Annotated in this window: 22 protein-coding genes and 2 pseudogenes; 17 read left to right on the forward strand and 7 right to left on the reverse strand. The window is 49.8% G+C overall.

Annotated elements, in window-relative coordinates; translation table 11 throughout:
- Positions 1–365 precede the first annotated feature (365 nt).
- Positions 366–560, forward strand: a complete 195-nt coding sequence (locus tag ACIH2S_RS02930; protein ID WP_000127614.1) for a helix-turn-helix transcriptional regulator — start codon at positions 366–368, stop codon at positions 558–560.
- Positions 561–576: 16 nt separating this feature from the next.
- Here ACIH2S_RS02930 and ACIH2S_RS02935 read toward each other — a convergent pair whose 3' ends face one another.
- From ACIH2S_RS02935 to ACIH2S_RS02945, 3 genes are read right to left on the reverse strand one after another with little or no spacing between them, the layout of a single operon-like run.
- Positions 577–1,818 carry a tyrosine-type recombinase/integrase gene (locus ACIH2S_RS02935; protein WP_064497193.1) on the reverse strand — a complete coding sequence of 414 codons (1,242 nt, stop codon included), beginning with the start codon at positions 1,816–1,818 and terminating at the stop codon, positions 577–579.
- 1 nt (position 1,819) lies between these two features.
- Positions 1,820–2,089, reverse strand: coding sequence for a hypothetical protein (locus tag ACIH2S_RS02940; protein WP_064497194.1), 270 nt, complete (start codon positions 2,087–2,089; stop codon positions 1,820–1,822).
- Positions 2,090–2,091: 2 nt separating this feature from the next.
- Positions 2,092–3,066 (reverse strand): ParM/StbA family protein, encoded by a 975-nt coding sequence (locus ACIH2S_RS02945; RefSeq protein WP_000497807.1) that lies wholly within the window; start codon positions 3,064–3,066, stop codon positions 2,092–2,094.
- Positions 3,067–3,530: 464 nt separating this feature from the next.
- On the opposite strand from ACIH2S_RS02945, the gene mobI reads away from it, so the two are divergent.
- Positions 3,531–3,974, forward strand: coding sequence for a conjugative transfer protein MobI(A/C) (gene mobI / locus ACIH2S_RS02950; RefSeq protein WP_000348524.1), 444 nt, complete (start codon positions 3,531–3,533; stop codon positions 3,972–3,974).
- Between the two features lie 10 nt (positions 3,975–3,984).
- Here the strand turns inward: mobI and umuC are convergent, their stop codons facing one another.
- Complete coding sequence (gene umuC / locus ACIH2S_RS02955) at positions 3,985–5,157, reverse strand: translesion error-prone DNA polymerase V subunit UmuC (protein ID WP_001142610.1); 1,173 nt, start codon at positions 5,155–5,157, stop codon at positions 3,985–3,987.
- A gap of 283 nt (positions 5,158–5,440) precedes the next feature.
- Between umuC and ACIH2S_RS02960 the strand changes: the two genes are divergently transcribed.
- The 8 genes and pseudogenes from ACIH2S_RS02960 to ACIH2S_RS02995 form a co-directional block, all read left to right on the forward strand.
- Positions 5,441–6,034 (forward strand): Tn3 family transposase, encoded by a 594-nt coding sequence (locus tag ACIH2S_RS02960; RefSeq protein WP_000107352.1) that lies wholly within the window; start codon positions 5,441–5,443, stop codon positions 6,032–6,034.
- 113 nt (positions 6,035–6,147) lie between these two features.
- On the forward strand, positions 6,148–9,126 hold the full coding sequence (locus tag ACIH2S_RS02965; protein ID WP_000985631.1) for a Tn3 family transposase: 2,979 nt from the start codon (positions 6,148–6,150) through the stop codon (positions 9,124–9,126).
- Between the two features lie 93 nt (positions 9,127–9,219).
- Positions 9,220–9,432, forward strand: a pseudogene (locus ACIH2S_RS02970) (repA); the annotation flags it as partial.
- Between the two features lie 111 nt (positions 9,433–9,543).
- Positions 9,544–11,037 carry an IS91-like element ISCR2 family transposase gene (locus tag ACIH2S_RS02975; RefSeq protein WP_001120888.1) on the forward strand — a complete coding sequence of 498 codons (1,494 nt, stop codon included), beginning with the start codon at positions 9,544–9,546 and terminating at the stop codon, positions 11,035–11,037.
- Positions 11,038–11,067: 30 nt separating this feature from the next.
- Complete coding sequence (locus ACIH2S_RS02980) at positions 11,068–11,952, forward strand: DUF3363 domain-containing protein (RefSeq protein ID WP_001447541.1); 885 nt, start codon at positions 11,068–11,070, stop codon at positions 11,950–11,952.
- Positions 11,953–12,168: 216 nt separating this feature from the next.
- Positions 12,169–13,383: a chloramphenicol/florfenicol efflux MFS transporter FloR gene (gene floR, locus ACIH2S_RS02985; protein WP_000214122.1), complete on the forward strand. Its 1,215-nt coding sequence runs from the start codon at positions 12,169–12,171 to the stop codon at positions 13,381–13,383.
- A 27-nt stretch (positions 13,384–13,410) separates the two neighbouring features.
- On the forward strand, positions 13,411–13,716 hold the full coding sequence (locus ACIH2S_RS02990) for a LysR family transcriptional regulator (protein ID WP_001255015.1): 306 nt from the start codon (positions 13,411–13,413) through the stop codon (positions 13,714–13,716).
- Between the two features lie 111 nt (positions 13,717–13,827).
- Positions 13,828–14,232: pseudogene (locus ACIH2S_RS02995) on the forward strand (IS91 family transposase); the annotation flags it as partial.
- 106 nt (positions 14,233–14,338) lie between these two features.
- Here ACIH2S_RS02995 and ACIH2S_RS03000 read toward each other — a convergent pair.
- From ACIH2S_RS03000 to sul2, 3 genes are read right to left on the reverse strand one after another with little or no spacing between them, the layout of a single operon-like run.
- The gene (locus tag ACIH2S_RS03000; RefSeq protein WP_000480968.1) at positions 14,339–15,175 is read right to left on the reverse strand and encodes an aminoglycoside O-phosphotransferase APH(6)-Id; all 837 of its coding nucleotides are present in this window, start codon (positions 15,173–15,175) and stop codon (positions 14,339–14,341) included.
- Complete coding sequence (gene aph(3'')-Ib, locus ACIH2S_RS03005) at positions 15,175–15,978, reverse strand: aminoglycoside O-phosphotransferase APH(3'')-Ib (RefSeq protein ID WP_001082319.1); 804 nt, start codon at positions 15,976–15,978, stop codon at positions 15,175–15,177. The genes ACIH2S_RS03000 and aph(3'')-Ib overlap by 1 nt, the downstream gene beginning before the upstream one ends.
- A 60-nt stretch (positions 15,979–16,038) precedes the next feature.
- Positions 16,039–16,842 (reverse strand): sulfonamide-resistant dihydropteroate synthase Sul2, encoded by an 804-nt coding sequence (sul2, locus tag ACIH2S_RS03010; RefSeq protein ID WP_108947322.1) that lies wholly within the window; start codon positions 16,840–16,842, stop codon positions 16,039–16,041.
- A 57-nt stretch (positions 16,843–16,899) separates the two neighbouring features.
- Between sul2 and ACIH2S_RS03015 the strand changes: the two genes are divergently transcribed.
- The 7 genes from ACIH2S_RS03015 to ACIH2S_RS03045 all read left to right on the forward strand — a co-directional run bounded on the left by ACIH2S_RS03015 (position 16,900) and on the right by ACIH2S_RS03045 (position 25,193).
- Positions 16,900–18,053 (forward strand): IS3 family transposase gene (locus tag ACIH2S_RS03015; RefSeq protein ID WP_102140835.1). Its coding sequence is split into 2 segments (ribosomal slippage): positions 16,900–17,146 and positions 17,146–18,053, totalling 1,155 coding nucleotides; the frame shifts between segments, so codons are not numbered across the junction.
- Between the two features lie 119 nt (positions 18,054–18,172).
- Positions 18,173–20,323: a MobH family relaxase gene (gene mobH / locus ACIH2S_RS03020; protein ID WP_064497046.1), complete on the forward strand. Its 2,151-nt coding sequence runs from the start codon at positions 18,173–18,175 to the stop codon at positions 20,321–20,323.
- A gap of 48 nt (positions 20,324–20,371) precedes the next feature.
- On the forward strand, positions 20,372–22,192 hold the full coding sequence (traD, locus tag ACIH2S_RS03025) for a conjugative transfer system coupling protein TraD (protein ID WP_064497045.1): 1,821 nt from the start codon (positions 20,372–20,374) through the stop codon (positions 22,190–22,192).
- A 9-nt stretch (positions 22,193–22,201) separates the two neighbouring features.
- Entirely contained in the window at positions 22,202–22,762 is a 561-nt protein-coding gene (locus tag ACIH2S_RS03030; RefSeq protein WP_064497044.1) for a hypothetical protein, read from the forward strand.
- Positions 22,749–23,384 (forward strand): DUF4400 domain-containing protein, encoded by a 636-nt coding sequence (locus ACIH2S_RS03035; protein ID WP_064497043.1) that lies wholly within the window; start codon positions 22,749–22,751, stop codon positions 23,382–23,384. The genes ACIH2S_RS03030 and ACIH2S_RS03035 overlap by 14 nt, the downstream gene beginning before the upstream one ends.
- A 38-nt stretch (positions 23,385–23,422) precedes the next feature.
- A complete protein-coding gene (locus ACIH2S_RS03040) occupies positions 23,423–24,094 on the forward strand; it encodes a hypothetical protein (protein ID WP_124724881.1) in 672 nt (223 codons plus the stop codon).
- Positions 24,087–25,193, forward strand: a complete 1,107-nt coding sequence (locus ACIH2S_RS03045; RefSeq protein WP_031500457.1) for a helix-turn-helix domain-containing protein — start codon at positions 24,087–24,089, stop codon at positions 25,191–25,193. Before ACIH2S_RS03040 ends, ACIH2S_RS03045 begins: the two co-directional genes overlap by 8 nt.
- The last annotated feature ends 56 nt before the right edge of the window (positions 25,194–25,249 follow it).

Below are 25,249 nucleotides of genomic sequence, written 5' to 3' on the forward strand. Positions count from 1 at the left end.
AGTACCTCCTGCTTTTGGCACTTTGGTTTCGACATTACAAAAGCGGAATAAATGCGATCATCTCTAGTTTTTTGTTTATAAGCTTATGAATTTAAAGGGTTCGTTATTGTGGTTTTTGGTGTGTCATCGTTGCGAGTGTACAAACAGTGTGTACAAATTTTTCTCGTTAGGCATGTTGATTGCTATTCATGACACAAACCGCCTTGTAGCCCTTGTTATTCATAGGTTTGAGCTGAAAAGTACCTAATAGCAACATTTGTGTTTTGATAAGGCTGATCTTCTGAACAAATCATGCATCTTTCTGACCATCAACAAGTGATGAATCAGGCGATGATAGCTTTACATTGATTTTCAGGAGAATGCAGATGACAGCAGTAGCGCACCAGGTAACCCCTTTTCTAACGTCTTACGAAGTGATGGCTCGTTACCACATTAGCTATACGACGCTCTGGCGAAGAATAAAAGATGGCAGCTTGCCGCAACCTCGTATCAACCGAAATACACGAAACAAGCTGTGGCACATTGAAGACTTGGAGGAGTATGAGAAGAAAGAGGACTGAGCCTCTTTCTTTTATTTTACTGTCCGAAACGCCAGTTGAATGGAAAGCCTGTCGGCTCGATGATGGTTTCTAGTTGTTGATACCAAACGTCGTAAGCATGACGCATTTCATCCAGGTACTGATATTGGTTATAGATAGCATCCAACCCTTTTTTGCTGTGGCCAATCATCAACTCGGCAACTTCTTGCGTCGTGATGGCAGACATTCGCGTTCGCATCGTTCTGCGAAGATCATGCATAGACCAGTGTTCCATCTCAATACCAAGCGATCTGCGAGCCCAGATTTTCACATTGTTAGGAATAGTGGTATCAAAGCCATTTGTGGCAAGCTCTTCTTGTCCGTTCGCGGGAAACAAGTAGGTTGATTTGCTCATCTGCATCGCCAGTTCAATAAGCTCAATAGCTGGCTTAATCAATGGCCGCATGATCGGCGCTCCAATTTTCTCACCTTGTTTGCGGATCTCTATGGGCACTGTCCACATTGCAGATTGCAAGTCAAAGTGATGCTTTTCAGCTTGAATGAGTTCGCCCTTGCGCCCTCCCAATAAGAGAAGCAGTTTTATGTAGATGCGATTCTTCTCAGTGATTTTTGACTCATGCAAATACCGCCAAAGTATCCTGATTTCGTTGTCGTTTAGCACCCGAGTTCGTTTGCCTTTCTTGCCGCCGACTTTCTTTGCAGTGATTCCAGCGGCAGCGTTAATTTCCAAAATCTGTTCATCTATCAGCCAGTCATAGAACTTATGCAGTACAGACACTAGGCGTTCTGTGTTTGAAGGGGACGACTCCGAAACCTCACGAAGACAGTTACGCAAGGATAATTCATTGATGTCAGTTAATGGGTACTTGCCAAGTCGGGGCAGCAAATATATTTCACTGCTGCGTTTTTGGTAGTGCCACGTTGTCTCCTTTAGCCCTTGCTTACCGGCAGAGTCTATCCAGTCTCGAAAAATCGATTCGAAGCTTTGATTGGCAGAATACTTGGCCCGTTCCTGCTGTAGGTAGAGCTTGGGGTTTCTGCCCTGGTCGAGTACAGCCCTTAACCTATCCAGCTCATTCCTAGCTTCAGCAAGCTTCATAAGTGGGTAAGTACCTATGTCTACCCGCTGTTGCTTGCCATCGAAACGATAACGAAACTGAAAAACAATTTTGCCCTTGGGCGATACCCGAGCACTTAGCCCATCTCGGTCGGCTTTTACTACGGTTTCTTTTGCTTCTTTATTTAACCTGGCATCGAGCCAGCTAACTGATAACGCCATGTTATAAGCCCAGCCCTAGTTTTGATTTTAATGATTGTTTACGTGATTCTGCTTTGGGTTCTGGCGCTGTACTCATAGAAGTCACTTCACCATCTGGAGCATGGCCATCCACCGGTGCAGATGTCGTGGATAGATTGGGTTGGCTCATGTGAATTAACCCAAAGGTGGCCATCATCCGCAGACGCTCAGCGCGTTCCCGTGGTGGCGTCTTTTCCAATTCTTTGAGTAGTTCTGGGTGGCTCCCTGGGGGAATGTTGACGACAACTCTCATGATCATGCCCCATAAAACCAGAAGCCTCGGACGTTCGCCAAAACAGACTGCTCAGGCACGATGATCTTGCTTCGTGAAAAAATCTCCTTGGCCGCTTCCTTATAAGCCAAGGCTCCACCTCCGGCGATCAATACCAAGTCCGCATTAATGCTTTCGTCACGCATGGATTGACGCATGGCTGTAAGAGCAACAGGCGCTACCTTTTTCATGGCAGCATTCAGATAAGGTGAAATATCGACTTTTTCTCCAAATAGCAGGACCTGTAAGTCGCCGGTTCTCATGGCTTTTTCAAGTCGATCCATTCCGACTTTGGCACCATGATCTTCCGAAATCAGCTTATCGATGGTTTCCAGTAGCACGGACATTGCCTGAAGACTGGTTCCTGATGAGCTGTAGCGAATTTCTCCGGCCTCAAGGGCAACCCAATCAACAGAAAAGAAGCCGGGATCAATGACGACGACACGACCTTCTTCAATCAAGCCCAGATCACCACCCGTTTGAACCAGATCCATATAGGCACCGGCAGGCTGTGGTAGTACTTTGACGTCATGAACGGTGATGCTGCGCTTAGGCGTCACTTGATGGACACCTTTTAAACGCTGCACAAGGTCAGACTTACGTTGTGGTTCATGAAACTGGGAAACCGGTAATCCAGTGACAACCAAATCGATGGATTCTGTTTCAGCCATTAACAAGGCGGCATGAAAAAGTGCCTTATAGGTTTTTGTGGTGGGATATTCCGGGTGAAGCTCTCGTTCCCAGCCTTGAAGGCGTCCAGCAGGAACACCAGCGGCCCAGCGCTCATTATCGACAGAGACATACAAACAAGTTTCATCATCGCCTCCACCGATACGCTCCGGCATACGATCCGCTGGACCGGCACCCGCAGGTAGAATAATGGTTTTCGGTTCACTACCTGATTGGCCAATTGCCAGCTTCAGGTTTGAGTAACCGATATCTACGCCTAGTACAAACATACTTATCTCCTGTGCACTCAAAGTGCTCTAACGGTTTTCAATCAACCGCGCTGTTCACGCTTGGGCATTTCCAAGTGCTCTGGCGGTTTACTCAAATGTCATTATCAGGATTCGGTGCACTGGCGGTGGGCAGAAAGGTGACAAATCCTTTCATCTATCTGCCTATTGCATTTTTGCAAAAGTATGAGAATAGGCTCTGTTTGGCGGCTGGTGACCTAGCCAAAAAAATTGAGACGCCAAACGTCGTTTGCATTCTGGCCTGAACTTGCCAAACGGTTTGTATCTTCATGGCGATACGTCTTTTTAGGTGTTTTTAAGTGAAATCAGCCTGTATCCCTTGTCGGGTATGGGATTGAGCGAGTCGATTTATATCGAGACGCCAAACAGTGATTGTGACGGCAGTTTTACGTTTGGCGTTTCGATCCAAAAGCCAAACGGATAGTGGTTTTGGCTTTAGGGGTTAATTGGATGGGGAAATTGGTTTGGTAGAAATCGTCAATGAACAATGGAAAGCAGATGTATCAGATTTACTTCAGCAAGAAACGGACAGGCTAAAAGCGCTGGCACGAGCTGAAGTTGATGACTTTTGGGTTACCCATTACAAGGTTCGAGAGAATGAGCCCTTTAAAGACTGGGGTCTGCTTGGTGTCCGTATCAGAGACTTTAAGTATGGCTTTGGCATAGAGTGGTATATCAACAGTTTTCACGGTCAACGAGGCAAACGCGTGGTCTTTAGCAAGGGGCTGCGTATCTCAAAGACGAAGCTGAGATACGCATTTTTAGACTGCCAAGGTTTGGCCAAAGAATGGGAGCTAGCGCTGGCCATGGAGAAAGAGGAATTCTTCAGTGATATTCGACGCCAGGTTGATAAGCTCAACATGCTGCGTCGCAGAGTGAATGCGTATTGAGTCAACTGCGCTACTTCACTCGCGGTAACTGGTCCCAGCGTGTTGTATAAGCGGGAGACAAATGCTCTCGCTTCATCGACCAATCTTTCTTGAGTCCTTGTCCAGCAAAGAAAACCTTTCCGGCACCGCTTTGGTTAATGGTGTCCAATACAGACATTAGCTGCTGGCTATTAGAGCGGGTCGATACGTCATCGAATAGTCCTGGTTGAAACATGCCAGGATCGTAAAAGTCAGACAGCATGACGCCCGCTTTGGCATAACGAAAACCATCCTTCCATATCCGCTTGAGTAAGTGATTGGCCAGCTCGATAAAATCCCGCGTGTCGCAACTGGGGATTAGCAATTCACCCGATGCAGAGTTGCTGTACTGCGGCTCGTTGTCCTTAAAGGGGCTGGTACGTATGAACACGGTCAGCACTTTGGCTTGCTGCTGTTCTTTGCGAAGTTTCTCAGTGGCGCGGGTTGCGTATTCGCATACGGCTTCACTTAAAAATTCAAAGTGCGTCACTTTTACGCCAAATGAACGGCTACAGACGATTTGCTTCTTAGTTGGCGGGATCTCTTCAAGTTCAATGCACGACTCACCATTGAGTTCTCTGACGGTTCTTTCTAAAACCTCTGAAAACTGGTCTCTGATGGCTCTAGGAGAGGCATTGGCGAGATCTAAGGCTGTGGTGATACCCAACGCATTTAAACGCTTAGAAAGCCGTCTACCAACGCCCCAAACATCATCAACCGGGACTAATGCGAGCAATCGACGTTGCCGATCTGGATTGGTCAGGTCTACAACCCCCTGAGTAGCTGGATATTTTTTGGCGGCATGGTTAGCCAGTTTGGCGAGTGTTTTAGTCGGTGCAATGCCTACACAGACGGTGATCCCAATCCAGTGGCCTATGCGCTCTCGCACTTGTTGTCCGAACTCGACAAGAGATATGGCAGACTCAATACCGGTTAAATCCAAAAACGCTTCGTCAATAGAGTAAACCTCTACTCGTGGTGCCATCTCCTCCAAAGTGCGCATCACTCGACTGCTTAAATCTGCATACAGCGCGTACAGTTGGCTAAGAATTCCCGCTAAAAATAGACGAGTAAGTGAGCAACCATTCTGCCGCATGGGTTGCTGGCGTCTAACACCAGAAAAATCACCCAGCCCAACCCGCTGTCTATTTTTTAAGGTGGGCATTCATCTACATGTCTAATTTTTTACCAATTTGATCGCTAAGATGTACTAATTTGATTACCGAGGGAGACTGACGGACTAATTACTTAGGGGCTTAATCGTACAATCTCCACTCGACACCACACAACTCACTTCTGGACATTTCTGAGTTGCATTTTAGCTAATTTAGAAAAACATGAATTAGATAAAGTATGGAAATTTCAAATCAATATGAGGCGGACATGAAGAAATTGAAAAAAGTAGCTTAACTGGGTTGGTCAATTTTGGTTGACCACGTCATGTTCCGGTGAGTACGCAAGTCATTGGCGCTAACGAATATGAAGGTCACTTTGCTTTTGACTTACTCTATAACAACTCTTCAGATATACAGCCTAATACCTTATCGACCGATACGCATGGTACCAATAATGTTAACTTCGCTATATTAGATTTCTTTGGTTACACATTCGCCCCTCGATACGCGAAAATGAAAAAGGTGTTTTTTGAGCTATTTGAAGTGACTGAAGAGAACGGAGGCCGTATTCAATTAAAGAAAGATATTAATCATAAGCTAATTGCTGAAGAATGGGACAATATTCAGCATATTGTTTGTTCATTGAGTCGTAAAACCACCACTCAAAGCACAATCATTAGAAAGTTGAGTAACGGCAAGAGCCGAAGATTGTCAGCATTGCATGAGTACGACCGTTTAATTAAATCTATTTATGTTTTGGAGTATGTTGATAATTCAACGTTGCGTCATTACGTCCAGCAAGCCTTGAACAGAGGTGAAGCATACCATCAGTTAAAACGTGCTATTACTTCAGTTAATGGCAATAAATTTCGTGGGGGGAATGATTACCAAGTATCACAATGGGGTTCTAGGGATTTTCCCCTCTAAAAAGACTTAATCCTCTGTAGACCACACCAATAAATGGCTGCGGAGGTGGGTTACTACTTATAAGTGTGGCAAATTAGGTAAATATCGTACATTTAATACGGAACAGCCCTGATATGGCCATCAAAAACGAAATTACTATTCTCACGAGAGCAGAACAGGCAGATCTTTATTCCCCACCCATTTTTTCAATCGAAGAACAACGTCTGTACTTTTCTCTGAACGATGCGGAATTGGCAGTTTTTCGGTCAATTCGTCTCAGAGCTCATAGATGTTACTTTGTCGCGATTTTGGGATACTTCAAATCAAAGCCCGTCATCCTAGATATCGCTTACTCGCAGGTTTCTAAGGATTTAATGTTCATCAGTAAAGAGCTGCTTGGCGGCAAGGGGCTCAGACCATTCACTCCCTCACAAAAACAAAAAGATCGACTCTACGCAAAAGTATTAGACCTTGCTGGTTATCACAAATGGGACGAAAGTCAGCACTTCAATTCTCTTTTCGACCACCTTGTTCAGGTGGGCAATGCCTGGCTGGAGCCGCGTTACCTCTTTGATACTGCTATTGAATTCCTAACCAGTCACAGCATTGCTATCCCTAGGTACACCGTACTCCAGAGACTGATAAGCAGAGCGATGCAGCAGGTCAGAAAAGACCTGGCGCACCAACTTAATCAACTCACCAGTCCTGAACTTCACGTCTTTCTGGACAGCATAACAGCCATTGATGACGGACTAAGCCTGAACCAGCTCAGAGGCGGTGCAAAAAGTCTGACCGTACCTGAACTTAAAAAAGAGCTTGCCCTTTATCATCAGTTAGCGCCATGGCGCACGCAAATCAATGGCGTTATCGATGGGCTTAATCTGTCTCTTAAAAATCGACAACACTTCGGTGAGCTCATCAACTATTACGGTAGTAAACTCAAACGATTCAAACGCGCACAGCAGCATCTATGGTTGCTATGTCACCTGACAGAGCGGATACAACTGGCACTGGAACGGTTAACTGATGGGTTCATTTACCATATCCGCAAGCAACAAGAAGCTGCCAACACCTTTGCACAACAAGCAGTGTTCCTGTCCTGGCAGTCAGCCGCGGACAATGTCACGAAAGCGGCAGAGTTACTGCATCTGTTTGTGGATGAGAACATTGATGATAATCAACCCTTCTCAGTAGTCAGACAACAGGCATTGAAGGTCATGAATGACAGGGATATCCAGACCCTCTGCCTTTACCTGAAAAAACAGAAACGGACCGTGGAAGAGTACCAGTGGCAACATTACGATGAACAATGCAATCTCCTGGAGCAACTGTTAAGGCAGGTGTTCTTGTGCCTTGAATGTGAGGCCGGTAAAGGCTCAGAAGCCGTCGTCGCCCAACTTCAACAGATGCAGACGGAAATCGCATTCGGTGGACCACTGAAGACGATGGATACGTCGCTCATCCCGAAAAAGCACCTCCCATGGTTGGTTAAACAGGATAACGTTAACCCGCAACGTTACGAATGGCTGCTCTACCGGCAGTTAACCTCACGACTGAATGGACGCATTTATTTGCCAAATGTTACCAAATACCGCGCACTGGAAGACGACCTGATCCCCCAGACATCGCAGGATACCTTGCTGGCCTCATCAACACTGGACAGACTAAAACAGCCCGCAGAGTTATTGTTACAGGAGAAACAACACCGGCTGGAAAGTGCACTCAAAGACGTTGCTCTCCATATTGATGAGGGAGACAATCGAAATGTGATCATGAAAAATCGTACCGGTACCCGCTGGCGTCTGCCGACCAAAAGCGCTACATCTCTGGTCAACAATCCCTTTTTTAAGCGAATGCAACCGGTCGGTATCGCGGATGTACTGCGGTATGTAGAGCGCGAAACCGGGTTCATGAAATGTCTGACTCATGTACTTCCGATACAAAAACAAGGGTTCACTCATCAGGATGATTTACTGGCCATTCTGATTGCCAACGCCACTCACCGTGGTGTGTATGGCATGGCGCAGATCTCCGATCGAAGCTATGAACACCTGAGTACGGTGCAGGCCAACTATATCCGGCCTGAAACGCTGCATGACGCCAGCGACGTGATCAATAATGCGGTTGCAGCGCTACCCATCTTCCGCCACTACCATATTCAGGAGGACCAGCTGCATGCCAGTGCGGATGGTCAGAAATTCGAAACCCATCTGGAAACCTTTAAAACCCGGTACTCCTCTAAGTATTTCGGCACCAACAAAGGGATCACGGCCATGACACTGGTGGCCAACCACAGCGCCCTCAATGCTCGGATCATCGGTTCCAACGAGCACGAATCACACTATATTTATGACCTGTTACAATCCAACAGCAGTGAAATCAAACCTGACGTACTCTCGACAGATACACACGGTGTCAATCATGTTAACTTCGCCTTACTGGATCTATGCGGTTACAGTTTTGCACCGCGATACGCGCAGTTCAGTAGTGTCATCAATGATCTGTTTGATGTGACTGAAAGTGAACAAGGCAGCACCATACTGGCGCTAAAGAAGCCTATCAGAACGAATGTTATTACAACGGGATGGCAAGATATCAGGCGTATTGTTCTGTCACTTCAGACAAAGCGGACGACACAAGCAATGCTGGTAAGAAAGTTGTCTGGTTACCCTTCTGGACACCCAATATTACAGGCTCTGACGGAGTATAATCGACTGGTTAAAGCGCAATATTTACTTGACTACATCGACGATGCCAGTTTGCGGCAGTATGTGCAACGTGCCCTGAACCGGGGAGAAGCATGGCACTTCCTTAGACGAGCCATTGCGTCGGTGAATGGTGATCAGTTCCGTGGCAAAAACGAGTCTGAAATCGCTATCTGGAATGAATGCGCAAGATTGCTTGCCAACGCGATCATCTACTTCAACTCCGCGATACTGAGTCATCTTCTGGGACACTTTGAAGCGAGAGGAGATGAAGAGAAAGCGGGTATCACTCGTGCTGTTTCGCCCGTTGCGTGGCAAAATATCAACTTAAGCGGAACGTATAACTTCACTAATACTGGGAAATTGCCCAATATTGGCGAAATAACAAGGCCGATAGTGGATGATTAGGCTCCAAGCTGAAAGTAAACCACCTCCGCAGCCATTTATTGGTGTGGTCTACAGAGGATTATGTCTTTTTAGAGGGGAAAATCCCTAGAACCCCACCTTGAGACAGAACGCGCCTTGGTCAGAATCCCAGTCGCTGGGCGGGTTTGCGCCTACGCTCTTGACCCCCACGAGGTCTGGAAAGGGTACGACAACGCCAAAGAATACGCGGCCTTCGTGACCAAGACGCTGGTCAACAAGGACGGCGATATTAAGCGCCGGATCATGTCGATGTTTAGCCCAGAGGAACGCCCAGACGACAGGGAGTGACGGGCACTGGCTGGCAATGTCTAGCAACGGCAGGCATTTCGGCTGAGGGTAAAAGAACTTTCCGCTAAGCGATAGACTGTATGTAAACACAGTATTGCAAGGACGCGGAACATGCCTCATGTGGCGGCCAGGACGGCCAGCCGGGATCGGGATACTGGTCGTTACCAGAGCCACCGACCCGAGCAAACCCTTCTCTATCAGATCGTTGACGAGTATTACCCGGCATTCGCTGCGCTTATGGCAGAGCAGGGAAAGGAATTGCCGGGCTATGTGCAACGGGAATTTGAAGAATTTCTCCAATGCGGGCGGCTGGAGCATGGCTTTCTACGGGTTCGCTGCGAGTCTTGCCACGCCGAGCACCTGGTCGCTTTCAGCTGTAAGCGTCGCGGTTTCTGCCCGAGCTGTGGGGCGCGGCGGATGGCCGAAAGTGCCGCCTTGCTGGTTGATGAAGTACTGCCTGAACAACCCATGCGTCAGTGGGTGTTGAGCTTCCCGTTTCAGCTGCGTTTCCTGTTTGCCAGCCGGCCCGAGATCATGGGGTGGGTGCTGGGCATCGTTTACCGCGTCATTGCCACGCACCTGGTCAAGAAAGCGGGCCATACCCACCAAGTGGCCAAGACGGGCGCGGTCACCCTGATCCAGCGTTTTGGATCGGCGCTCAATCTGAATGTTCACTTCCACATGCTGTTTCTCGACGGTGTGTATGTCGAGCAATCCCACGGCTCAGCGCGTTTCCGCTGGGTCAAGGCGCCGACCAGCCCAGAGCTCACCCAGCTGACGCACACCATCGCCCACCGGGTGGGTCGCTATCTGGAACGGCAAGGCCTGCTGGAACGGGATGTCGAAAACAGCTATCTGGCCTCGGATGCGGTGGATGACGACCCGATGACACCCCTGCTGGGGCACTCGATCACTTACCGTATCGCTGTCGGTTCACAGGCGGGGCGAAAGGTGTTCACTTTGCAAACTCTGCCGACCAGTGGTGATCCGTTCGGTGACGGGATTGGCAAGGTAGCCGGGTCCAGCCTGCACGCCGGCGTGGCGGCCAGGGCCGATGAACGCAAGAAGCTCGAACGGCTGTGCCGGTACATCAGCCGCCCGGCGGTATCCGAGAAGCGGCTGTCGTTAACACGAGGCGGCAACGTGCGCTACCAGCTCAAGACGCCGTACCGGGACGGCACCACGCACGTCATTTTCGAACCATTGGATTTCATTGCAAGGCTGGCCGCCCTGGTACCGAAGCCCAGAGTCAACCTAACCCGCTTCCACGGGGTGTTCGCACCCAACAGTCGGCACCGGGCGTTGGTCACGCCGGCAAAACGGGGCAGGGGCAACAAGGTCAGGGTGGCTGATGAACCGGCAACACCAGCACAACGGCGAGCGTCGATGACATGGGCGCAACGGCTCAAGCGTGTTTTCAATATCGACATCGAGACCTGCAGCGGCTGCGGCGGCGCCATGAAAGTCATCGCCTGCATTGAAGACCCTATAGTGATCAAGCAGATCCTTGATCACCTGAAGCACAAAGCCGAAACCAGCGGGACCAGGGCGTTACCCGAAAGCCGGGCGCCACCGGCTGAGCTGCTCCTGGGTCTGTTTGACTGACGAGCCTGAAGGCCAACGATACCAATCAAAATGCTGCGTTCACAGCGCCGCGGCAGGGATCCGCCGTGCTGGTTGTCGGAAAAGGAGCCGCTAGTGGGAAAGAGGAGGGTAAATTTTCAGCGTTGCTGGCTCCCCGTCAGCCGGATTGGGTTGCATCGCAGGGGTGTCGAAAGAGTCAACTGCGGTCCAAAGCTGTTGGACTTGGGTGAAAAGGGCGTTTATTCTTCCTATACGTGCCGCGTTCCAGGCGGCGACTATGAGGGCTATGTCGATGCCCATGTGCGCCGGCTGGAGGCGCTACGCCGGGCCGGTATCGTCGAGCGGATCGACGCCGACCAATGGCGCATCCCCGATGATCTGGTCAGCCGTGCCGCCGCCCATGACGCCGGCCGAGACAGTCAGGCCAGCGTTCGCGTCCTTTCCCCGGTCGATCTGAACAAACAGATCGGATCGGACGGCGCGACCTGGCTGGACCGGCGGCTGATCCACGGCGAGACGGCCGACCTTGCGCCAACCGGCTTCGGGCAACAAGTCCGCGAAGCCATGGACCAGCGCCGCGAGCACCATATCGAACAGGGCGACGCCACCCGCAGCCGGGACAGCCGCGTCTTCTACCGGCGCAACCTTCTCGCCATCCTGCGGGAGCGCGAGGTAGCCGGCGTCGGATCGGATATGGCTTTGAGTAAGGGCCTGCCGTTCCGCGCCGCCACGGACGGCGAGAGCGTCAGCGGCAAGTTTACCGGAACCGTGCATCTATCGAGCGGCAAGTTCGCCGTGGTCGAGAAATCCCATGAGTTCACCCTTGTCCCGTGGCGGCCGATCATCGACCGCCAACTCGGCCGCGAGGTTATGGGCATCGTGCAGGGCGGGTCGGTGTCGTGGCAGTTAGGGCGGCAGAGGGGGCTGGAACGCTGAGTGCGCCCATGCCGCATTGCGAAGCAAAAGATAATCGGATAAAATGTAGCAATTCATATTCGTAAGCGTGGAGTAATCAGATGGGAAATTCCAAGTCAGCAGACAAGTAAGCCGCAACAACCAGTATTGTTGTTGCGGCGCTCTGTAAGGCTAGTCTCATCTGATTGCTGACGAGCAGACGTCGCCCGGTATTCCTTAATCGAGGGTTGATTCGTCATGACCACCACACGCCCCGCGTGGGCCTATACGCTGCCGGCAGCACTGCTGCTGATGGCTCCTTTCGACATCCTCGCTTCACTGGCGATGGATATTTATCTCCCTGTCGTTCCAGCGATGCCCGGCATCCTGAACACGACGCCCGCTATGATCCAACTCACGTTGAGCCTCTATATGGTGATGCTCGGCGTGGGCCAGGTGATTTTTGGTCCGCTCTCAGACAGAATCGGGCGACGGCCAATTCTACTTGCGGGCGCAACGGCTTTCGTCATTGCGTCTCTGGGAGCAGCTTGGTCTTCAACTGCACCGGCCTTTGTCGCTTTCCGTCTACTTCAAGCAGTGGGCGCGTCGGCCATGCTGGTGGCGACGTTCGCGACGGTTCGCGACGTTTATGCCAACCGTCCTGAGGGTGTCGTCATCTACGGCCTTTTCAGTTCGATGCTGGCGTTCGTGCCTGCGCTCGGCCCTATCGCCGGAGTATTGATCGGCGAGTTCTTGGGATGGCAGGCGATATTCATTACTTTGGCTATACTGGCGATGCTCGCACTCCTAAATGCGGGTTTCAGGTGGCACGAAACCCGCCCTCTGGATCAAGTCAAGACGCGCCGATCTGTCTTGCCGATCTTCGCGAGTCCGGCTTTTTGGGTTTACACTGTCGGCTTTAGCGCCGGTATGGGCACCTACTTCGTCTTCTTCTCGACGGCTCCCCGTGTGCTCATAGGCCAAGCGGAATATTCCGAGATCGGATTCAGCTTTGCCTTCGCCACTGTCGCGCTTGTAATGATCGTGACAACCCGTTTCGCGAAGTCCTTTGTCGCCAGATGGGGCATCGCAGGATGCGTGGCGCGTGGGATGGCGTTGCTTGTTTGCGGAGCGGTCCTGTTGGGGATCGGCGAACTTTACGGCTCGCCGTCATTCCTCACCTTCATCCTACCGATGTGGGTTGTCGCGGTCGGTATTGTCTTCACGGTGTCCGTTACCGCGAACGGCGCTTTGGCAGAGTTCGACGACATCGCGGGATCAGCGGTCGCGTTCTACTTCTGCGTTCAAAGCCTGATAGTCAGCATTGTCGGGACATTGGCGGTGGCACTTTTAAACGGTGACACAGCGTGGCCCGTGATCTGTTACGCCACGGCGATGGCGGTACTGGTTTCGTTGGGGCTGGTGCTCCTTCGGCTCCGTGGGGCTGCCACCGAGAAGTCGCCAGTCGTCTAACCGACGACTGGTAGCAGGCCCGCTCCGATGCGGCGCACTAACCATCGAAACCTCGTGAATGTCGGTATCCTGTCTGGCAGGATACCGCTCATTTCCCTTGTTCAGTTCATCGCCGTCGCCGAGCATCTGAATTTTCGGCATGCGGCCAAGGCACTTGGTATCAGCCAGTCGAGCGTCAGCGCGCGTGTGAAAGCGCTGGAGGATAACCTTGGTGTCCTGCTATTTGAGCGCCATGCGCGGGGCGTTCGGCTAACAGACGCAGGCAGGCACTTCATGGAGCGTGTCACGGCGGGTGTCGATCAACTCGATCACGCAGTGAAGACCGCGGAGTGACGGGCACTGGCTGGCAATGTCTAGCAACGGCAGGCATTTCGGCTGAGGGTAAAAGAACTTTCCGCTAAGCGATAGACTGTATGTAAACACAGTATTGCAAGGACGCGGAACATGCCTCATGTGGCGGCCAGGACGGCCAGCCGGGATCGGGATACTGGTCGTTACCAGAGCCACCGACCCGAGCAAACCCTTCTCTATCAGATCGTTGACGAGTATTACCCGGCATTCGCTGCGCTTATGGCAGAGCAGGGAAAGGAATTGCCGGGCTATGTGCAACGGGAATTTGAAGAATTTCTCCAATGCGGGCGGCTGGAGCATGGCTTTCTACGGGTTCGCTGCGAGTCTTGCCACGCCGAGCACCTGGTCGCTTTCAGCTGTAAGCGTCGCGGTTTCTGCCCGAGCTGTGGGGCGCGGCGGATGGCCGAAAGTGCCGCCTTGCTGGTTGATGAAGTACTGCCTGAACAACCCATGCGTCAGTGGGTGTTGAGCTTCCCGTTTCAGCTGCGTTTCCTGTTTGGGGTCGTTTGCGGGAAGGGGCGGAATCCTACGCTAAGGCTTTGGCCAGCGATATTCTCCGGTGAGATTGATGTGTTCCCAGGGGATAGGAGAAGTCGCTTGATATCTAGTATGACGTCTGTCGCACCTGCTTGATCGCGGCCGCGATAGCTAGATCGCGTTGCTCCTCTTCTCCATCCGCGTTCCAAGCTGCGGAAAGGCACCCATAAGCGTACGCCTGGTCGAGCAGGCGACGCGGATCGACGTCCAGCGCACGAGAGAATGCGTCCGCCATCTGTGCAATGCGTCTAGGATCGAGACAAAGGTCGTCTCTGTCAGCCGGATCGTAGAACATATTGGCGGCGCCAAAGCCCACTTCACCGACCAGACCGACGGGATCTATCACCAGCCAGCCGCGACTGGAGAACATGATGTTTTCATGATGCAGATCGCCATGTAGCCCACGCAGTTCCGAGGCATTGCTCATCATTTGATCGGCTATAATCGCCGCGTGGACGTAGTCAGTTTGACAACCTGCGTTTTGATCATCGCGCGCCCGCTGAAACAAAGCTGCAAAGCGATCCCGGATCGGGAGAAGGGCAGAAGGCAGGGGTTCCTCAGATGCGGCATACAGCTTCGCCATTAGTTCCGCTGCAATTTCGGTCGCCTGGTAGTCGCCGTGCTCGGCAACGATGTGAGAGAGCATTCGCTCCCCGGCATATTCGAGCAACATCAGATTGTTCTCACGACCGAGCAACCGGACTGCTCCCCTCCCATTGCGCCATACCAGATAGTCGGCCCCGCGCAGTTCATCAGCAATGTCTTCTATAGGTTTCAATCCCTTGACGATTGCAGGAGTCCCGTCTGGCAATGAAACTTTCCAAACGAGGCTGGAAAAGGTGTCCGCAATGAGAACAGGTTGCGAAACGTGCCAATGAGCAGGAAAAACAGGCGGCATGAACATCAACCCCAAGTCAGAGGGTCCAATCGCAGATAGAAGGCAAGGCGTTCGCGGTCGGGGGCTTCGATCCCCAATACATTGAATAGGACAGCGAAGGCGCGCTCTGCTTCATCTGGCGCTGCCCAGTTCTCTTCGGCGTTAGCAATCATGAGTGCCAAATCGGCATAGCGATCTGCTGTTCCGAGCCGCCCAAGGTCGATCAGACCCGTGCATTGAAGAGTTTTAGGGTCCACCATGAAGTTCGGCATGCAGGGATCACCATGGCAAACAACCATATCGGTGCGCTCTTGGTCGAGCCGCACCGGTAGCTCTCGTTCGACACGAGCCAAAAGATCGAGCTGCGGCGTACTCTTGTCCTCGTCCGGTAAGAAGTCGGGATTGACGGCATTGCGGGACACCACATCAACGGCGCGTCCGAACATTCGCGACAGCCTGCGCTCAAACGGACATTGATCAACCGATAGGCTGTGAACAGCGCCAAGTTGCTGCCCCATTGACGGCCACGCTTTGAGCAAATCCGCTCCAGACAGATCAGCCGCCGGTACTCCCGGAATTGCCGTTATCACCAAGCATGCACCCTCCTGTTCCTCCTGCCAGTTGATGACCTCGGGGCAAGCCACACCTCGACCTTTGAGCCAAATGAGGCGGTCACGCTCTCCAGCGAGCTCACCGCGGCGGGAAGCAGGTGCGATTTTCGCGAAGGCATGCCCGTCACCACGTCGAAAAACAAAATCACCAGATTCTCCGCCTCTGACAGGCAACCAGTCAGAATGCGATTCACCAAAAAAAATATTAGTTCGATTCAATGGAGGTTCCTTCAGTTTTCTGATGAAGCGCGAATATAGAGAAATATCCCGAATGTGCAGTTAACGAATTCTTGCGGTTTCTTTCAGCGCCGCCAATACCGCCAGCCCGTCGCGCAAGGGGCGCGGCTCGTGTGTGCGGATGAAGTCAGCTCCACCTGCGGCGGCGGCAAGCTCTGCAGCGAGTGTCGCGGCCCCGACATCCCCCGGACCACGGCCTGTGAGCGCGCGCAGAAAGGATTTGCGCGAAACAGACAGAAGCACCGGCAAATCGAAGCGCAGCCGCAATTCATCGAACCGCGCCAGCACCGAGAGCGAGGTTTCGGGAGCAGCCCCCAGAAAAAACCCCATGCCGGGATCAAGGACAAGGCGGTTGCGTTTGATACCGGCACCCGTCAGCGCCGCGATGCGCGCGTCAAAGAACGCCGCAATGTGATCCATGATGTCGCCAGCGGGTGCCTCGCGCCGATCTGCCTGCCCGTCTTGCACCGAATGCATAACGACGAGTTTGGCAGATGATTTCGCCAATTGCGGATAGAACGCAGCGTCTGGAAAACCGCGAATATCATTGAGATAGGCCACACCACGCGACAAGGCATAGGCTTGCGTCGCGGGTTGATAACTGTCGAGCGAGACGGGAATGCCATCTGCCTTGAGCGCGTCCAGCACCGGCGCGATACGCGCGATTTCTGTGTCGGACGAAACAGGCGCGGCGTCGGGATTGCTGGATGCCGGACCGAGGTCGATCACATCTGCCCCCTCGGCCATCAGCTTACGCGCCTGCGCAATGGCTGCGTCTGGCGCCAGATACCGGCCTCCATCGGAGAAACTGTCCGAGGTTATGTTGACGATGCCGAATGATCTGATTTAATGGCACCGCACACTTTTGTGAAGGATAATTAGTCCAACAACAAAGGTGTGAAAATGACCCAACGAAGAAAACCTAGAAAATATACTGATGAGTTCAGAGAAGAAGCTGTAAAGCTAGTCACTGAACAAGGTTACAGTGTTACTGAAGCAGCCAAATCATTAGGCATAACAACTAAGCTGCTTTACAACTGGAAAGACAAACTAGCCAAGCAAACTTCAGGCGAAGCATTAAGCAAAGATGAGAGAGCTGAACTGGTTAAGCTCAGAAAAGAGAATAAACGCTTACAGATGGAGCGTGAGATCTTAAAAAAGGCGAGTGCCTTCTTTGCGAAAGAAATGAAATAAAGTTCGAATATATTAAAGAGCAGCAATGGCGCTTTCCAATTAGCGTTTTGTGCGAGGTTCTAGAAGTGAGTCGGTCAGCCTATTACGCATGGCTGAGGCGACCAGCCAAGATTATTAGTGTTGAAGAGTTAATGCTTTATCGTCGCATGAAGAGGTTATTTGATGATAGCCGCAGTAGTGCTGGTGCCAGAACCTTAATGAAGTTGCTACGCAAAGAAGGCTTTAAAATTGGTATTTGTCGGGTTAAGAGCTTGATGAAAAAGCTCGGTTTAGTCGTTAAACAGCGAGTGGCTTATAAAGTGACGACTATGCGCAAACATAGCCATGCGGTTGCTGATAACTTATTGAAGCGCCAATTCAATCCAGCCAGAGCAAATCAGGCGTGGGCGGGTGATATCACCTATCTAAGAACGCATCAAGGCTGGATGTACCTAGCTGTTGTGATGGATTTGCATTCTCGCCGTATTATTGGCTGGGCGTTGAGTAAACGCATGACGGTTGATTTAACCATGAGAGCGATGCAAATGGCTATCAACCTGCGTCAACCCAAAGCAGGCTTGATCTTCCATAGCGACAGAGGCTCACAATACACCAGTAAGCGTTTTCAATCATTGCTATGGAGCAATCGAATTACGCCATCAATGAGTGGTTGTGGAGCATGTTTAGATAATGCTGTGGTTGAAAGGTTTTTCGGCAGCTTGAAAAATGAATGGCTATTAAATGTTTACCATTTAACCAGAGAAAGCATGAAAACTGATGTAGAGAAATACATCAAATACTACAACTCAGTTCGGCTTCATACTTCATTAAATGATATGTCGCCAATTGAGTTTGAAAGTGTAAGGAAAAAGTGTGCGGCCTAGCTTGACCAGATCAAAAAAGACCTAAATACATTGTCTGCACATTTAGGTATTAAATCTTTGAATCTAATTAACCAGCAACGCCAGATTGAACCTTCACACTATCGTGTCGGAGGTCCACTATGTTCAAAAACCTATTTTTTCAAGCCAAAGCACTACCAGAACTGTCATCGCAACTGGATGCAGAAATTCCACGCTACCCGCCATTCCTGAAGGGGTTGCCAGCTGCGTCACCCGAGGATTTGCAGTCCACACAAGACGAGCTAATTGCCAAACTGCGCCAGGTACTTGGCTTTAACCAGCGTGATTTTCAACGTCTGATTCAGCCCTGCATTGACCATCTTGCTGCTTATGTTCATTTGTTGCCAGCTTCTGAGCATCATCATCACAGTGGTGCTGGCGGTTTATTACGTCATTCGTTGGAAGTTGCTTTCTGGGCGGCACAAGCAGCTGAAGGGATCATCTTTGTTGCCAGTGGCACTCCAGTTGAGAAAAAAGAGCTAGAGCCAAGGTGGCGTGTTGCGGCGGCTCTTGGCGGTTTGTTCCATGATATTGGTAAGCCCGTTTCAGACTTGTCCATCACGGATGAAGATGGACGCTATCAATGGAACCCTTTTTTAGAAACCTTATCCCAGTGGACCAGTAACAACAGCATTGAACGCTATTTTATTCGCTGGCGCGACGGACGGTGCAAGCGGCACGAGCAATTTTCAATTTTGGTATTAAACCGGGTGATGACACCTGAGTTGCTCGCCTGGTTAACCCAGCCGGGCCCTGAAATTTTGCAAGCCATGCTAGAGGCAATTGGCAATACCGATCCCGAGCATGTCCTGTCTAAATTGGTTATTGAAGCTGACCAAACCAGTGTCCAGCGAGACCTGAAAGCTCAACGAATTTCCGTTGACGACAATGCCCTTGGTGTCCCAGTTGAACGCTATCTTCTTGATGCCATGAGGCGATTACTTGCCAGTTCGCAATGGCTGGTCAATCAGCGAGATGCCAGAGTTTGGATCCGAAAATCGAATCAATCAACCCATCTTTACCTGGTTTGGAAAAGCGCGGCTAAGGACATCATTGAGCTGTTGGCCAAAGACAAGATACCTGGCATTCCAAGAGATCCCGATACCCTTGCGGACATCCTTATTGAGCGAGGATTGGCCACTAAATCCGCCTCGAATGAGCGATATGAAAGCCTTGCCCCGGAAGTGCTGATCAAAGACGACAAGCCAATCTGGTTAGCTATGCTACATATAGTTGAGGCCGATTTATTGTTCAGCTCGAATGTACCAAGTAGCGTGAGACTGTTTAGCAAATCTGAGTGGGAAGCAACACCGCAAACACAAGCAGAGCCACAGAGTCGCTCCAGTGAGCAGCCAGGCTTGCCTGACGCGTCATCATCAATCGAACACGGCAATTCGTCTGAGTCGCCATCGACAAAATCGTCCGACCAAGATGATGAACTTCGTCTTGCTAGTGATGTTAATAACCCCCAGGCAAATGAAAATGCTCCAGGTGATGGATGTGAAAACCCTAACAACTCATATGATGGCGCTATCTCAAATAACGTAAACCAGCACGATGCAGAAGCATTTAATCTGCCTGAATCTTTGGCATGGCTCCCAGAGGCCAGTAGTGCGTTGGTTATGGTTGATGAACAGATAATGATCCGCTATCCCGATGCCGTAAGACATTGGTGTGCTCCCCGAAAACTACTTGCTGAACTCAGTCGATTAGATTGGCTTGAACTAGATCCGGCAAACCCGACGCGTAAAGCCAGAACTGTGACTACGAAAGATGGCGTTCAGGAGCAAGGGTTGCTGTTGAAAGTATCGATTTCTAAAGGGCTAACTGCACTGATAGACCTTCCCAAACAAGACGCAGAACCGGCGGCAGCAATTCAGAACGAAGAGGCTTTACAGCGTCCGAGTCGAACTAAGACAACTAATGCCCAAGCAAAAGAGCCCGCCACAAGAGCGGAGCGTAAGCAAAAGCCGATTGGGCCCAATGCGAACTCAAGTACAGACCCCAAACACGCGCAGCGGCAACAGATGGTTAATTTTGTGAAAGATTTGCCCATCTTACTGACCGATGGCGATTACCCATACGTGGATCATAGTGCCGATGGTATTCGCGTCACAATTCAAACCTTACGCCAAGTCGCCAAGGAGCATGGCATTCCAGCCGGGCAATTGCTTCGGGGGATCTCGGCCAGTGACGAATGCCAGTTTGATGAGGGGGAAACGGTTCTGTTTACCGCTCGCGCTGAACGTTAATCCATTTGAAATTAATCGGATTGCAAACGGTTATTTTGCGGAGCATGAATGAAAGAAAACGCATACGAAATGCCCTGGCGCACGAACTATGAAGCCATGGCAGCAGCAGGTTGGCTGGTTGGGGCAACTGGGGCGATTGCCGCAGAAATGCTGACTGAGCTACCACCTGAGCCATTTTGGTGGATGACAGGGATTTCCTCGGGCATGGCGTTGTACCGCCTTCCTGAGGCTTATCTCCTTTATAAGTTGCAGATGGGGCTAAAAGGCAAACCATTGGCATTTATGGAGCTGTCGCATTTGCAAAAGGTGATGGCAAAACATCCTGATGAATTGTGGTTAGGGTATGGCTTTGAGTGGGATCAACGTCATGCTCAACGCGCTTATGAAATATTAAAGCGGGATAAGCAAACCTTGCTTAACCAAGGTCACGGCAAACAAATGGGTTCGACCTGGATTCATGGTGTTGAGCCCAAAGAAGAAGATGTGTACCAGCCAGTTGGTCACACTGAAGGGCACACCTTAATTGTCGGCACGACCGGTGCCGGGAAAACCCGATGCTTTGATGCGATGATCACTCAGGCCATTTTGCGTAATGAAGCCGTGATTATTATTGACCCTAAGGGAGACAAGGAACTTAAGGATAATGCGCAGCGAGCTTGTATTGCCGCCGGTAGTCCTGAGCGCTTTGTGTATTTTCATCCGGGTTTTCCAGAGCATTCGGTACGGCTTAATCCCCTTAGAAACTTTAACCGGGGTACTGAAATCGCCAGCCGAATTGCGGCATTAATACCATCTGAAACCGGTGCTGATCCATTTAAAGCTTTTGGCCAAATGGCACTGAATAACATCGTGCAAGGTTTGTTGCTTACTTCACAGCGTCCTGATCTGAAAACACTGAGACGATTCTTGGAAGGTGGCCCAGAAGGCTTGGTAGTAAAAGCCGTCACGGCCTGGGGGGAGCAGGTGTATCCGAACTTTAGTGTGGAGATCAAGCGCTTTACCGAAAAGACCAACACCTTGGCTAAACAAGCCATGGCGATGCTGCTTTTCTACTACGAACGCATTCAGCCCATTGCCGCCAATACCGATTTAGAGGGGCTATTGAGTATGTTTGAGCATGACAGAACCCACTATTCCAAGATGGTGGCCTCATTGATGCCGGTACTCAATATGCTCACTTCAAGTGAACTAGGCCCATTGCTATCACCGATTGCAAACGATGTGGATGACAGCCGGTTAATTACGGATTCTGGCCGTATTATCAACAATGCCCAAGTGGCGTATATCGGCTTGGATTCATTAACCGACGCCATGGTTGGCAGCGCCATTGGTTCGTTGCTTTTATCCGATCTCACCGCCGTGGCTGGTGACCGCTATAACTATGGTGTTGATAATCGTCCCGTAAATATCTTCATCGATGAGGCGGCTGAAGTTGTCAACGATCCCTTCATTCAACTGCTCAACAAAGGCCGTGGCGCAAAAATGCGTTGTGTGATTGCTACTCAGACCTTTGCTGACTTTGCCGCTCGTACAGGCAGTGAAGCTAAGGCTCGCCAGGTGTTAGGTAACATCAACAACCTGATAGCTCTTCGGGTGATGGATGCCGAAACACAGCAGTACATTACCGACAATCTGCCTAAGACTCGGTTGCAGTACATCATGCAAACTCAAGGTATGTCGTCCAACTCGGACAGCCCCGCGTTGTTTACCGGCAATCATGGCGAACGCTTGATGGAGGAAGAAGGCGATATGTTTCCACCGCAGTTATTAGGCCAGCTACCTAACCTGGAGTACATCGCCAAGCTTTCAGGTGGCCGTGTGATCAAAGGTCGCATTCCTATTTTAACCAGCTCTACACAGGCAGCATAAGGAGTCTGTATGCATCATTCTGTTTGTCTGAAAATGACAACACTTACCAGTCAAGAAATGCTCGCTCAGTGGCAGCAACATAACCCCCAGTTCAAGGAAACCATAAGACTACTTGAAACCGACTGGCCTCATGCTTTGGCTTCAGTGCACTGTTTGGCGGACTACTTAACGGATGCGTTCACGTTAGATGGCCATTCCATCTTTGATTTGTGTCTGTGCAATGGCTTGGGTAGTTATGAAGAAGTCAGTTGTGATGATGACAGTGTACGACTGTGGCATTTCATTGAGGCGCTGACCTGGACTGCCGCCAGTGCTTTAACTGGGATTCGCCTGCGTGATCCTGACCATTTCGAGTGGGCCGCCGTGGATGGTGTGTATTTCTACTCCTGGATTCGTAATCGTCCAAATCGGATGGCGTATTTGGCTGAAGGACGCATCGATGTGCGTTATGTCAGTGGCCATACGACGACAAAGCGGCTTCAACAAGTGATTAAAGCCCGGATTATGACGCCAACCGTTGCAGCCATGCTGGCGCGAGTAGAAGAGGAAGTTTGGCATGAGCAAGCATAAGTCGGTTTGGCTGCTGTGTCTGGCGCTGATGCTGGAGATTATTGCCATTGGCGTGTTAGTGCCCGGTGATTGGACTGGCCGGGTTATTAGTAAAGAGAAACAGATGATCCAAAATCAATTGGGCGCACAAACAAGCTATTGGATTGGTCAAACTAGCCATGGCTGGTATCAGTCATGGATTGTGGATACGCAGATGGAGCAATCTGTGCGTGATTTTCTAATCCCCACTGAAGAGCAACGACAGCGTTCTAAAGGGATGGAGAACATGGGAGGCTTTTGGTTTGTGTGGGTAGAAGACCGTATTCAGGCATTTTTTGATGTGTTGTACCAAGTGTTTACTCGATTTGCTTTACTGATGGTCTGGTTGCCCTTTGCGCTTATTCTCATGTTACCGGCGCTGTGGGACGGCTTGATGACCTGGAAGATTAAGAAGACAACCTTTGATTTTTCGAGCCCAATCATTCACCGCTACAGCATGATTATCCTGGGCTCAGGTGTCATTTTGCTGTTTATGGGATTGTTCGCCCCGCTGGCTATTCCACCGGTGGTGTTGCCGTCGCTGATCATCGGTTTGGCATTGATGGCGGGGTTGGCGTTAAGTCACTTGCAGAAGAAGATTTAGTTTACATTTTAATCTCAGGTTAACAAGTTGGTGGCAGGTTGACAAATTTTAAAATTAGCATATTATTGTCCATGGTATCTAATCCTATTGCTTTACTACCTGAGGTAACAAATTTGAACACACCGATGACACTAAACCCTAATTTTAAAGAAAGTCAGCTGATTGAAGTTGCTCAACTTTTAGCAGATGTTCGAGCAGAAGTTGTAGATTTACACAACAGAGATTTGGGTGACACCAATAAATCATTGGGCATAAGGTCCTACGAGTGTTGTTGTACACATTTAGTAAGGAAGTCACTTGAAGTTGATTGGCTTAAGATACTGACCCCGAAAGGGAGGTTTACGTTTAGTATCGCTGACGTTCCAGTTCGTTTCTGGAAAGGTCAGCCTGACAAACTCCCATCAGGGAAACTGATACGTTCCCATGAAGCTATGATGCAAATGGAGTTATTTTCAACACAAGATAGTCCGTCAGAGATCATTTGGTTTTTTGTTCTGAGCACTGATCAAACTAAATGTGTAGATCGCGCCTTTTTCGTTGGTTATAGCGATGTTGGTGAAATTGTAGTCAACTGGGAAGTGCCAATGAATTCTAAGGTTACGTTAATAACAGATACTGATGAGAATGTTTCTCATGGTGTTGAACTTGAATCGGCTGTTTCTAAAATCAAAATTAAGAAAAAGTCGAAAAATGCAGTAAATCATGAATAACGAATTTTTTGGTGAAAAACTAAGACTGGCGAGATTGATGGCCGGAATTACTCAACAAGAACTTGGTGAGTTAGTTGCGGTCAGTCGTCAGTTTATACATCAGCTTGAAGCAGGTGTTAAACCACCTGCTGAAGACCTGCTTTTGGCATTGGCTGAAGTATTAAAAGTGAAAAGTGATTTCTTTTTTAAGAAACCACAAAATGATGTTAAGTATGAGCAATGCCACTTTCGCAAGCGCAAAACAACACCAGTTGGACTTGCAAATCGAGTATTGGCTCTCGGCACCATTTTTGAACTATTAGTTGAGATTATTGAAGATCATCTTGAGTTGCCTGTTGCCAATTTTATTGATTTTGAAGAATCAGATCTGAGTGCGGAGGCTATCGAAAGAGCTGCGGAGCAATGTCGTATTAACTGGGGTTTGGGTTTGGATGCACCAGTTACAAACATGGTAAGAGTACTGGAGAATAATGGCGCTGTAATCACTTGCTTTGATGGTGTTTCAGATAAAGTTGATGCGTTATCAATGAATCGAAAAAGACCCATCATAGTAAGAAATAATGCGAAGGAAAGCTGCTGTAGAATGCGCTTTGATTTGGCGCATGAATGTGGCCATTTGGTTTTGCATCAAGGTGTAGAAACTGGGTGTGCTAAAACAGAGAGAGAAGCTGATGCTTTTGCAAGTGCGTTTCTTTTTCCACGTAAGGCTTTTCTGAAAGAGTTTCCTCAATGTGTGGGACCAGTTCGAATCAGGTGGGAGAAAATCTTTGCATTGAAACTTAGATGGCGTGTTAGTGCGAGAGCAATAATTTATCGAGCTAATTATCTTGGGTTAATTTCGTCGCAACAGTACAGAACCGCCAATGTTTATTTGAATAAATCGGGTCAATCGAAAACAGAAGACTTAGATGATCAAATACCAATGGAACAGCCAGAGCTTTTATCAGCTGCAATAGATCAGCTTAACGAGCATTTGGGTATTTCGATTTTTGATATTGCAAACGATTTAGGTGTTTCAGAGCAGATAGTTGCTCAGTTAACCAGTTACGATTTGACTAAGCAAATCAATAAGTCAAATGTCAGAAATATCAATTTCTAAGACAACCACCTCCCTAAAACAGATGAACTAGCGCTCGGTAGTTCAAAACCTTCAAG

The organism is Providencia lanzhouensis, assembly GCF_050469745.1.
Classification (GTDB): domain Bacteria; phylum Pseudomonadota; class Gammaproteobacteria; order Enterobacterales; family Enterobacteriaceae; genus Providencia; species Providencia lanzhouensis.